This is a genomic window from Aquirufa regiilacus, assembly GCF_032470275.1.
GTDB lineage: Bacteria > Bacteroidota > Bacteroidia > Cytophagales > Spirosomataceae > Aquirufa > Aquirufa regiilacus.
This window is the reverse complement of the sequence record NZ_JAVNWW010000001.1, coordinates 1,100,748-1,112,581: the sequence shown is the minus strand read 5'-3', so window position 1 is coordinate 1,112,581 and position 11,834 is coordinate 1,100,748. Positions and strand designations below refer to the sequence as shown.

General features: G+C 40.8%; 11 protein-coding genes. 4 read left to right on the top strand and 7 right to left on the bottom strand.

Annotation, left to right across the window (positions count from 1 at the left end):
- Positions 1–3: 3 nt before the first annotated feature.
- The 3 genes from PQG45_RS04910 to alaS are packed head-to-tail and all read right to left on the bottom strand — an operon-like array spanning position 4 to position 4,206.
- Positions 4–603: an aminotransferase class IV gene (locus PQG45_RS04910; RefSeq protein WP_315575275.1), complete on the bottom strand. Its 600-nt coding sequence runs from the start codon at positions 601–603 to the stop codon at positions 4–6.
- A gap of 2 nt (positions 604–605) precedes the next feature.
- Positions 606–1,577 (bottom strand): aminodeoxychorismate synthase component I, encoded by a 972-nt coding sequence (locus PQG45_RS04905; protein ID WP_315575277.1) that lies wholly within the window; start codon positions 1,575–1,577, stop codon positions 606–608.
- Position 1,578: 1 nt separating this feature from the next.
- The gene (gene alaS, locus PQG45_RS04900; RefSeq protein ID WP_315575279.1) at positions 1,579–4,206 is read right to left on the bottom strand and encodes an alanine--tRNA ligase; all 2,628 of its coding nucleotides are present in this window, start codon (positions 4,204–4,206) and stop codon (positions 1,579–1,581) included.
- Between the two features lie 113 nt (positions 4,207–4,319).
- Here alaS and PQG45_RS04895 point away from each other — a divergent pair, with 113 nt between their 5' ends.
- Together PQG45_RS04895 and dprA are read left to right on the top strand one after the other, a co-directional pair.
- Positions 4,320–4,643, top strand: coding sequence for a MerR family transcriptional regulator (locus PQG45_RS04895; protein WP_315575280.1), 324 nt, complete (start codon positions 4,320–4,322; stop codon positions 4,641–4,643).
- A 32-nt stretch (positions 4,644–4,675) separates the two neighbouring features.
- Positions 4,676–5,779, top strand: a complete 1,104-nt coding sequence (gene dprA / locus PQG45_RS04890) for a DNA-processing protein DprA (RefSeq protein ID WP_316070375.1) — start codon at positions 4,676–4,678, stop codon at positions 5,777–5,779.
- Here dprA and pyrE read toward each other — a convergent pair.
- The gene (pyrE, locus tag PQG45_RS04885; RefSeq protein WP_315575282.1) at positions 5,776–6,414 is read right to left on the bottom strand and encodes an orotate phosphoribosyltransferase; all 639 of its coding nucleotides are present in this window, start codon (positions 6,412–6,414) and stop codon (positions 5,776–5,778) included. The two genes, dprA and pyrE, sit on opposite strands and share 4 nt — an antisense overlap.
- Before the next feature lie 94 nt (positions 6,415–6,508).
- Between pyrE and PQG45_RS04880 the strand changes: the two genes are divergently transcribed.
- Positions 6,509–7,204 carry an NUDIX hydrolase gene (locus PQG45_RS04880; protein ID WP_315575283.1) on the top strand — a complete coding sequence of 232 codons (696 nt, stop codon included), beginning with the start codon at positions 6,509–6,511 and terminating at the stop codon, positions 7,202–7,204.
- Here the strand turns inward: PQG45_RS04880 and coaD are convergent.
- Both coaD and PQG45_RS04870 read right to left on the bottom strand, forming a co-directional pair.
- Positions 7,183–7,641 (bottom strand): pantetheine-phosphate adenylyltransferase, encoded by a 459-nt coding sequence (gene coaD, locus PQG45_RS04875; protein WP_316070374.1) that lies wholly within the window; start codon positions 7,639–7,641, stop codon positions 7,183–7,185. The two genes, PQG45_RS04880 and coaD, sit on opposite strands and share 22 nt — an antisense overlap.
- On the bottom strand, positions 7,638–8,336 hold the full coding sequence (locus PQG45_RS04870) for a DUF3822 family protein (RefSeq protein WP_316070373.1): 699 nt from the start codon (positions 8,334–8,336) through the stop codon (positions 7,638–7,640). Before PQG45_RS04870 ends, coaD begins: the two co-directional genes overlap by 4 nt.
- Before the next feature lie 110 nt (positions 8,337–8,446).
- Here PQG45_RS04870 and PQG45_RS04865 point away from each other — a divergent pair, with 110 nt between their 5' ends.
- Positions 8,447–10,060, top strand: a complete 1,614-nt coding sequence (locus PQG45_RS04865) for an ABC-F family ATP-binding cassette domain-containing protein (RefSeq protein WP_316070372.1) — start codon at positions 8,447–8,449, stop codon at positions 10,058–10,060.
- Between the two features lie 130 nt (positions 10,061–10,190).
- Here the strand turns inward: PQG45_RS04865 and PQG45_RS04860 are convergent, their stop codons facing one another.
- Complete coding sequence (locus PQG45_RS04860) at positions 10,191–11,813, bottom strand: NADP-dependent glyceraldehyde-3-phosphate dehydrogenase (RefSeq protein ID WP_316070371.1); 1,623 nt, start codon at positions 11,811–11,813, stop codon at positions 10,191–10,193.
- Between the last annotated feature and the right edge of the window lie 21 nt (positions 11,814–11,834).

Sequence of the window (11,834 nt, the reverse complement as noted above, 5' to 3'; positions counted from 1 at the left end):
AAATTACACAATTGCATCGGTGATGGCAATCGAGTTCTCCATGGATAAAGGGCGAAAGACGTTAATCAAGCAAATACGTTCGTATTGGTCTAATTCAGCTACTAAAATATCAGTTTCTTCTACTTGATCTTCGACTAATAATCGTGCTCGGGTCGTTCCCCAATGCATGGGTGCCTCCGGTGTATACCAAACTCCATCCTTTAGAAAGGCTAAATTGGCAAAGGTGCAATCCTGGATTATGCCATCTTTATGGAAAATAACCTCATCAGCCTCCGGGTGGCTATCTAATATTTGTTGGAAAAATCCGCGCTCCGCCCATTTGAATCCATAATCAATCTCCCCGCTATCCACCAAAGCAAAGGTTTTGACGGTTTTGGGTTCATAAGGTAATACTTCAATTTTTTGTGGATCCTCTGTGTACGTAATTCGGAAACGATGTGTCCCTTCTTGAGGCAATTCAATTTTCTCAATTTCCTCCCATACATCGAACGGTTCCCATTCCGGGAAAAAGGTATCAAATGTTTCATTGACACGCATTTGATGGTAGTCGACATGCTGAGCTTGTCCGTTGGAAATGCAAATAGATTCTAAAAATGAGAACATAGCTAAAAGGGGAGATAGACTTTTTGAATTAATTCCGCGTATTCTGTTTGGGCTTTGGCATTGACGGTAATACCACCACCACTTTTAAATATTTTATGATTGCCGCGTTGCTCGATAAAACGAATCATCACGGCTGAATCTAAATTTTTGCCGTCAAATTCTCCCATAATTCCCGTATAAAATCCACGGTCATAGGCTTCGGCTGTTTGTATCATGCGCATGGTGGAAGCTTTTGGTGCTCCTGTAATAGATCCCGCAGGCAATAGGGTTTTCAATATTTGGCCTATTTTACCCTGATATTCAGGCATTAGATCCCCTGAGATAACCGATGACATTTGCCAAAGATTTCCTTCATGGGTCTTGATTTCTTCCATGTACTTGTAACGATCTACGCGAATCGGAAAGGCAACTTGACTGAGGTCATTACGAATTAAATCCACTATTGTTGCATGTTCTGCCTGTTCTTTGGGATCATTTTGCAATTGCTCGGGACCTTGTTCTGTCGCTGATGATGTACCTTTCATCGGATACGAATAGATTCGCTCATCTCGAATCTGAATGAAACACTCCGGCGAAAAAACAACAAATTGATCTTGCACGGATAGTTTATAAAGTGCTTGGGCATGTTGGTAAATATCCATCAGCGTTGCATCCGTATCGATGGGTGTTTCTGCCGTTAGATTGACTAAAAAGCTGTCTCCGCGAAGTAATCCCGCTTGAACATGCTTGAATTTTGCTTCGTAATCCTCAAAGGAAATTGGATTTTTAGCAAAGCTAAATGTCTTAGTAGCCAAAGGACTATCTTGTCTAAAGGCAAATTGAATACCTAAGGTGCTTGCTTCTTCTCTTGAACCGGCCCACGCCTGCGTTCCATCATAATTGATGTAAAAAACGAAGGGTATGCCTAAGCTTCCCCATGTATCCATTTGTTCAGATACTTCTGTTAAGGATACATAGGGAATGGATGGAAACATCCTATAAATAGTTTTGTGCTAATTCAAGTACTTTGCCTAATCCTGCAGGGTTTTGGCCACCTGCTGTTGCCAAAAATGCCTGGCCACCGCCACCGCCTTCTACTTCTTTCGCTAATTCACGAACGATTGTACCCGCGTTTAAGGATTTGGCATCCACTAAATCTTTCGATATCGCTAATGCTAAACTCGCTTTGCCTTCTATCTCAGCGACTAATAAACAGAATAAAGATCCTGCCTCTGTTTGCAAATCAAATGCTAAATTCTTCAAGGCATCTGCCGTAGGGACAGCTACTTGTTGGATAAGGGCTGGTGTACCCGATTTTGTTTCTATTTGATTAGTTAAGGCTGCTTTAAGCCCACCAATTTCTTTCGCTTGATATTGTGCGACCGTTTTTTGTAAACTATTCGCTTGTTCAATTAAGCTCGTTACTGCTTTTACAAGGTCTTTCGGTGCTTTTAGTAAAGCATTCAATTCCGCAATAACTGCCTCTTGCTCACTTAATAGGGCATAGGCTTGTTGGGACGTAATCGCCTCAATCCGACGAACTCCAGTCGCCACCGACGTTTCTGTAATGATTTTACATAAGCCAATTTCACCCGTTGCTGGAACGTGTGTTCCTCCACAAAGTTCGACTGAATAATTCTTATCAAAGGTAATTACACGAACAAAATCACCGTATTTTTCACCGAATAAGGCCATCGCACCTTTTTCTTTCGCTTGCGCGATAGGGACATTGCGTTCTTCCAACAAGGGAATGTTCTCCGCAATTTTCGCATTAACAATTTGTTCAATTTTAAGGATTTCTTCGTCGGTCACTTTTTGGAAGTGCGAGAAGTCGAAACGCAATAAGGCTTCGTTAACCAGGGAGCCTTTTTGTGCTACGTGGTTGCCCAATACCTCCTGCAAAGCTGCTTGTAGTAAGTGGGTTGCTGTATGATTTTGAGTAATGGTACGACGGCGATTCACGTCGATTTGAGCAATCACTTCAGCATCAGCAGCTACCTGTTCGATGCGTGCATCGCTGACGAAATGAACAATCAGGTCGTTTTCTTTCTTCGTATCCAATACCTGAAGCGTTATGCCTGATGGTTTGAAGGTTAAGCTACCTGTGTCACCAATTTGTCCACCGGATTCTGCGTAAAAAGGTGTTGTTTCCAAAACCACTTTGTATTGAATGCCTCCTTTATTTTGAACTTTTTGGTATTTTAAAACCTGTGTAGTTGTTTGGGTTTCATCATAGCCAACGAAAGAAACTTCTTCCCCTTCACGAACAATCATCCAATCTTCAGCACTCGCACCCGCATCTTTGCGTGAACGATCTTTTTGCGCTTGCAAGGCTTTATTGAAACCAGCCTCATCAATATCCAATCCTTTTTCGCGGGCAATCAAAGCCGTTAAATCGATTGGGAATCCGTAGGTGTCGTTTAATTCAAATACATCGTCTCCTGAAAGTACTTTGCCTTGGCAATCTTCCATCAACTTATCTAAACGAATTAATCCTGTCGACAAGGTGCGAAGGAATGAAACTTCTTCCTCATAAATTACTTTAGCGACAAATGCTTCTTGAGCAATTAATTCATCGAAAACGCCAGCGAATTGTTTGGCCAACAAAGGCACTAATTCATGCATAAATGGCTCTTTGAAGCCTAAATAGGTATAACCGTAACGAACGGCCCGACGTAAAATACGACGAATGACATAACCCGCTTTTGCATTCGATGGCAATTGGCCATCTGCAATACAGAACGCAATAGCACGAATGTGGTCGGCAATGACACGCATGGCGATGTCCGCCCATTTTTCATCCCCATATTGTTTACCTGCTTTTTGTGCTAGGTATTGAATCGTTCCTTGGAAGACGTCCGTATCGTAGTTGGACTGCTTTCCTTGAATCGCCATGCAAAGACGCTCAAAGCCCATGCCGGTATCCACGTGTTTGTTTGGCAAAGGAACCAATGATCCATCTGCCATACGCTCAAATTGCATAAACACGTTGTTCCATATCTCTACAACTTGAGGATGGTCCGCATTAACCAATGATTTTCCAGAAACCTTAGCAACTTCATCTGCATCACGTAAGTCAATGTGAATCTCTGAACAAGGTCCACATGGGCCAGTTTCACCCATTTCCCAGAAATTATCTTTCTTATTTCCGTAAATGATGCGGTCTTCCCCTACAATCGCTTTCCAAATATCAAATGCCTCTTGATCAAATGGGACACCGTCTTTCTTGTCACCTTCAAATACCGACACATAAATGCGGTCTTTGGGTAATTTAAATACCTCTGTTAATAACTCCCATGACCAGGTTAATGCCTCTTGTTTGAAGTAATCGCCAAATGACCAGTTGCCCAACATCTCAAACATAGTGTGGTGATAGGTATCAAATCCTACATCTTCTAGGTCATTGTGCTTACCGGAAACACGTAGACATTTTTGAGTATCTGCAATTCGCTTCGATGGGGGAGTTCCGTTGCCTAAGAAAAAGTCCTTGAATTGAGCCATCCCTGAGTTATTAAACAAAAGAGTTGGGTCATTTTTTGCCACCAATGGGGCAGAAGGGACAATTAGGTGTCCTTTGGATTTAAAGAAATCTAAAAACTGCTGGCGGATCTCCGGTGAAGTCATGCGCTTATTTTGGTAATGGGTTGGTTTAATTGGCTCGCTTGTTTATTTTTGTTTAAACAAGAATCACAAAATTAGTTTTTTTTGCTGAATTTTTGAACCAAATAGGGGCTTTTATGAATTTAGACAAGCAATATTATTCCATTTCCGAAGTTGCTAGCCTTTTCAAGGTGAATACGTCTAAATTACGCTATTGGGAAACTCAATTCCCCCATTTGCTACCCAAAAGAACTGGGAAAGGTATTCGGAAATATACACCAGTCGACATCGAAAAAATCGCAATTTTAGTGGACCTAATCGATAATCAAGGTTTGACCATCGAAGGTGCCAAATTAGCCATTAAGAAGAACGGTAGCCCTAAGAACCCCAATCAGGTGGTGATTGACCAACTACTTGATATTCGTCAATTTTTACAAGTTATTTCCGAGGGTTTGAATTAAATCATCTGTTACTTGGCTCGAAATACTAATCGATGCCTACAGAATTGTTTTACCAAATTGCCTTGTCGCGAATTCCACAAATCGGTGTGGTGAATGCGCGTCGTTTGATGTCCTATTTCGAAACGGCATCGTCCATATTTTCAGCGAATCGCTCTGATTTACAAAAGATACCGCACATCGGTCCTGTACTTGCGGAATCGGTTTTTCAAAAGCAAATACTTCAAGAAGCTGAGCAGATTCTACAGGCATGTGATTCCTCGAATGTCCGTGTCTTGTTTTATTTAGATCCAGATTATCCGGATCGATTGAAACAAATTTATGATGCTCCCATCATTTTGTATCAACAAGGGAATGTGAACTTAAACAGTGAATGCATGCTGGCGGTTGTAGGAACTCGAAAAGCGACGGATTATGGAAAGCGCGTCACTGCCCGACTTGTAGAAGACTCGCTTGGTGTTCCTTTGACTTTTGTTAGCGGATTAGCGTATGGAATTGATGTAGAGGTTCACAAATCCTGCATTGAACTTCAGGTGCCCAATATAGCTGTGTTAGCCGGTGGTTTTAATCACATCTATCCATCCAAACATAAAAAATACCTTGATCGAATAATGTTGAATGGCGGCATTTTGTCTGAATATCCTTTGCATGAAAAACCCGATCCACGCTTTTTTCCATTACGCAATCGGATCATTGCGGGCATGACGGATGCCACATTGGTCGTAGAAGCAGCAGAAAAGGGTGGGGCCCTCATTACGGCGGATTACGCGAACAATTACCATCGAGAGGTATATGCGGTACCCGGAAATCTAGACAAACTTTTTTCTGAAGGCTGCAATCGGCTTATTCAGAAAAATAAGGCGATTATTTATACGGATTTTACGCAATTGTGTGAGCAATTGAATTGGGGAAATACGCCGAATAAAATTAAGCCGAGCAAACAATTGGGATGGTCTCGTTTGACAGAACCTGAAACGGAATTGATGGCATTGCTCGCAAAAAATGGGGAAATGCCTTTGGATGAGTTGGCTTGGAAACTACAAAAAAAGGTGACCGAAATAGCGATCACCTTGATTAATTTGGAATTCCAAGGCATGGTCAAAGCCTTGCCTGGCTATTTTTATCGAATAAAAGATTAAACGCCCCAAGTGCTCGGGTTCACGCGCCAATCTTGTAAAGTCATTAATTGGTTGTCAGAAATGTAGTCCAACTTGATTGCTTCTTCCACTAACACATCGTAATTCGAAAGTGTTACCAATGGGATACCTGCATTTTGGAAATTCTCGTCAGCTACACCAAAACCATAGGTAAAAATAGCTGCCATGCCCAATACTTCTACGCCGGCTTGTTGGAGTGCTTCCGCAGCCTTTAAGGAACTGCCACCTGTGGAAATTAAGTCTTCGATCAAGACAGCTTTTTGGCCTGCTTTCACAAAACCTTCAATTTGATTTCCCATGCCATGTTTCTTTGGCTCTGGACGCACGTAGCAGAAGGGTAAATCTAGGAAGTCAGCAACGAGGGCTCCCTGAGCAATACCTGCTGTGGCTACCCCTGCTATGACATCAACATCCTTAAAATAGCCTTTAATAACAGCTGAAAGGCTGTTTTTGATATATGTTCTTGCCTCTGGATCTGATAGAGAAATTCGATTATCGCAATAAATCGGTGATTTCCAGCCGGATGCCCAAGTAAACGGTTGGTCCGGACGTAACTGAATAGCTTTAATGCGTAATAAATGCTGGGCAACTTCTTGTGAAATGGTCAAATTGGACATGCGATATCGTTTCTGTTTAATAAATACAAAAATAGGTTTTTCGACTTATCTTATCGTTATTTAATTCTATTTTTGCCAAAATTAAATTTCCCTAATGGTCATTTTTATCGACGATCGTCCGATCAAATTAATTAATCGAAAGAAAAAGCATAGTTATCCTCCTATGGAGGATTTTGATGTAATCATCGATGCACGATTAAAGCCCGTTAAAATTGCGGATTTCAAAGGGCATACCTGCCTGCTGAATGTGAGTGTAGATGAAATGGGGAAAATTATCGAGGACCTACACGGGAAAAAGCCATTCGACTTTCATTCCTTATACATTTTGACGGGCATCAAAAAAGCCTTAAAAGAGAAGATTTGTTCCTTGTACACGGTTATAGAAGCGGCTGGAGGAGTAGTTCAAAATGATGCTGATGAGGTTCTTTGGATTTACCGATTAGGTAAATGGGATTTACCTAAAGGCAAATTAGAGAAAAACGAAAAGTTTAAAAAGGCAGCTGTCCGGGAAGTGGAGGAGGAGTGTAATGTGAAAGCAACACTTGTAGACAAAGTATGTACCACTTTTCATACTTACTCACATAAAAATCAACGCATCCTTAAGAAAACCAAATGGTATTCTATGCGGAGTAAGCATACAGGAAAACTCATTCCACAGATAGAAGAGAATATTGAAAAAGTAGAATGGTTAGGCCCAATTGCGATGAATAAGGCTATTTCAGACACTTACTCATCTATCCGATTCGTCATGATTAAGTTTCAAGAAACTCAAATTCCGTCTAAGGTATAGGGTAAATATTGATCGATTTTACTTCCATAACGATGCAAATCTCGGATAATCGTCGAGCTAATCGGCGCTAAATGTGGGGAGGTAATTAAGAATACCGTTTCCAATTCTTCATTAATGTGCCGATTTACTTGTGAGATTGAATTCTCATATTCAAAATCGGTCGTATTGCGTAATCCACGAATGATGAATTTAGCTCCCACTTCCTTAGCTACAGTAGCCGTTAAATTCTGATACGTAACGACACGTACCGGTTTTCCTTGAAAGGTTTGTTCAATGTAGCCTTTCATTTTTTCCAAATTGAAATACCGATTCTTGTTCGAGTTTTGACCGATACCAATGACGATTTCGTCAAATAAAGTCAATGCACGCAAGACAATATCTTCATGCCCTTTGGTAAAAGGGTCAAAGGAACCTGGGAAAAATGCCGTTCTTTTCATGGGAGAGGGATATTCAATCGGATTAAATCAGCTATTAGTTGGCTGTCAGCTGCGCCTGGACCTTGTAGTTGTATCGTTTCTTGGTTCCACTGGATATCAAACGTGTCTCGAATGGAATGCAAGTAATAGGCTAAAGCTAATTCGTGTTCGTAAGGGAAGACATTGATTAATTGAAGTCTCCCATGTTGATAATAGCTTATGTAGGCATGATTCTCTTGTAAATACACCTGAATTCGGGGATGTATATAGAGTTTCGTTCGATTAAGTTCAATACCTAAAAGGTGTTTGTATTGGATGTTGGCTAAGGGGAATAACATGGCCAATTGATCTTTCCAAACACTGGGAACTAAATATAAAAGAATGGAATCCACTGAGTCACATACTTGTTCATGTAATTCATTTCCATCCATGCAATGCTCGCCTAATGCTTTTTCAAGAAAAGCAATCCGATAGAGTGGATTGTGGTAGTCTTTGGGGAGTAATAAGAAAGCGGGATGTATACTAGTGACTTCGATTGCCTGTACCTGAGCAGCATCAAGTCCAAAGCTTTTTAGACTTTTTGTTAGGCCTGCTTTGGCTTGTTTCCAGGAAATCGGGTCTGCACCTTGCAATCGAATACCTTGCTCACTCACCTGCAATTGCAAGCTCGCGCTAGTTCGTATCGGATTCGTATGTAAATCAGTTTGCAAGGTCATTTTCTTTCAAAGTGCTCGAAATTGCAAAAAAAATAGGACAATAGATAAGAAATAGAATTTTTTTCTAGCCTCAAAATGCGTAATTTTGCGCCCTATTTAATCCAATTCGTATGTTATCAGTATCGAACGTTTCCCTTCGCTTCGGGAAAAGAGTATTATTTGAAGAAGTAAATATCAAGTTTACCGAGGGTAACTGTTATGGTCTAATTGGGGCTAACGGAGCAGGTAAATCAACTTTTTTAAAGATTTTGTCGGGTGAGATTGAATCTCAAACCGGAAATGTCTCGATGAATCCAGGTGAGCGTATGTCTATTTTGAAGCAGAATCACTTCGAGTTCGAAGAGTTTCCTGTGCTTCAAACGGTCATTATGGGAAATAAGCGTTTGTATGACATCATGCTAGAAAAAGATGCTATCTACCTAAAAGAAGATTTTACGGAAGCGGATGGTAACAAAGCGGCGGATTTAGAAGCTGAATTTGCCGAATTAAACGGATGGGAAGCTGAGTCAGAAGCTGCCACCTTGTTAAGTGGTCTAGGTATCAAAGAAGATATTCACTATACCTTATTACGTGATTTAAATGGTTCTGAGAAAGTGAAGGTGCTTTTAGCCCAAGCGCTTTTTGGAAATCCTGATATTCTCTTGCTTGATGAGCCTACCAATAACTTGGACATCGATTCGATTCTATGGTTAGAAGGTTTCTTGCAAAACTTTAAAAATACAGTGATTGTTGTTTCCCACGATCGTCACTTCTTGGATAATGTGTGTACGCACATCGCCGATTTAGATTTCGGGAAAATTCAATTGTATGGTGGAACGTATACATTCTGGTATGAGTCATCTCAATTAGCTGCCCGTCAGCGCCAAGATCAGAATAAGAAAACCGATGAAAAACGGAAAGAATTAGAAGAATTCATTCGTCGTTTCTCTGCCAACGTGGCGAAGTCAAAACAAGCGACTTCTCGTCAAAAGATGTTGGATAAATTGCAAGTCGATGACATCAAGCCATCTTCACGTAAATATCCATTCATCAACTTTAAGCCTGAGCGTGAAGCAGGAGATCAATTGTTAAGTGTTGAGAACCTTTCTGCCACGACAGAAGAAGGTGTTCCTTTGTTTACGAATGTTTCTTTTACAATCAATAAAGGGGATAAAGTAGCTTTCCTTGCCAAAGATTCCTTAGCCATCACCGCTTTGTTTGACATCTTGATGGGTGAAGCAAAAGCAACTTCAGGTGAATTTAAATGGGGCGTTACGACGACTCAAACGTACTTACCCAATGACAATGCTGCTTATTTCAAGGATGATGCAATGAATTTGGTGGACTGGTTACGTCAATATTCTGTGGAAAAAGATGAAAGTTTTATTCGTGGTTTCTTAGGTCGTATGCTATTTTCAGGCGAAGAGGCTTTGAAGAAATGTACTGTAATATCAGGGGGTGAAAAACAACGTTGCATGTTCTCGCGCATGATGTTGTCAGGTGCAAACGTATGTCTTTTCGATGAGCCTACCAATCACTTGGATTTGGAGTCGATTACCGCACTGAATAACGGGATGGTTGAATTTACGGGTACGGTATTATTTACTTGCCATGATCATCAATTGACTGATACGGTTGCTAATCGCGTGATTGAATTAGGTGCTAACGGATATTTAGACAAGTTGATGACGTATGATGAATTTATCACAGATTCTGCAGTAAAAGCCCAACGAGCTAAATTGTAGTACTTAATCTTTAGATATAAAAATAGCCTCAGATTTCTCTGAGGCTATTTTTGATTAAAGCTTAGGAATTTTTCCTCCAAGGAGCGTTAAGGCGTCTAAAAATCAATTTCTTACCTCTTACCTCTTCACTCTAAAGGATAAACCTTGTCGAAAGGAAGTTAGATTGTTGATTCTCTACAATCTGATTAACAATATCCTTATTCAATTGATTTGCTTTCGTTGCAACCACCGTACGGATGGAGAATGAGCGCAATGCAGCTGTTACCGATAATGTTCCTTCCGCAGAGTCCTTACGACCTGTGAATGGGAATGAATCCGGTCCACGTTGGCATTGAGCATTAATATTCACACGTGAAACTTGGTTTACGGTTGCGTCAATTAACTCGGAGATTTGATTAACATCTGTTCCGAAAATGGCAACTTGTTGGCCATGTGATGACTCATGAATGTAATCAATCGGTGTCGCGATATCATCAAATGGTACCACGGGTACTACAGGTCCGAATTGTTCTTCATGCCAAACCTTCATTTTACTGCTAACTGGGTATAATAAGGCTGGGAAGAATAATGACTTGAAGTTTTCACCACCGTGCTTATTAATCACCTTAGCGCCGTGTAATTTGGCATCTTCGATTAATTCTTTCAGATAAGCTGGTTTGTTGGGTTCTGGAAGGGGAGTGATTTGTACACCTGTTTCCCACATCATGCCAATTTTCAATGCCTCAATCTTTTCAGCTAAACCTTTATTGAAGGCTTCAGCTAAAGATTGATGCACAAAGATGATTTTTACCGCTGTACAACGTTGACCATTGAACGATAAAGATCCCAATAAACATTCGTTAATCGCTACGTCCAATTGTGCACTTTCGGTTACGACCGCGGCATTTTTGGCATCAAGTCCTAAAATAGCACGTAGACGGTTCACTTTGGGGTGCATTTTTTTCAACTTGTCGGCAACTTTCGATGAGCCAATTAACGTCAAAACATCAATTTTACCAGATTCCATCAACTGCGGAATGATTGAATTGCCACGTCCGTACAAGGTATTAATTACACCTGCCGGGAACGAATCTTTGAATGCCTCCAATAATGGATAATGCAATAAAGTACCGTGTTTCGGGGGTTTGAAAAGGACCGTATTACCCATGATTAAGGCTGGGATTAGGGTTGTGAATGTTTCATTCAACGGGTAGTTGAAAGGTCCCATACACAATACAACCCCTAAAGGTGAGCGACGAACCTGACCAATGATACCTTCTTCGATCAAGAAAGTAGAAGAAGTGCGATCGATATCTTTCAAAGCACCAATCGTATCATAGATGTATTGCACCGTACGATCAAATTCTTTTTGAGAATCACCTAAGGATTTACCGATTTCCCACATGAGAAGTTTGACAACTTCATCACGCTTTTGAATCATCTTTTGGGTGAATTTTTCAACACATTCGATGCGTTGACTTACCGACATCGATGGCCATTCGCCACGACCATTGGAATATGCTTTAACACCCGCATATAAAACTTCCATGGCATCGGTCGCATCCGTGATTGGATAAGATCCAATACGCTTTTGCTCGAATCCATTAGCCGTTTGAACATAAATAGGGGACCAAACATCTTGTGTCTTTCCAGCCCATTTACGCATTTCACCATTGACTAGGTATTCCCGTTGTTCAATGGGTTGTGTTAAATCAAATTCTTTGGGGATATCTGCCGCCTTGGGAAACAGATTTTCTAAATCACTCGCTTGCATATCTGTTGTTAATTAATTTCT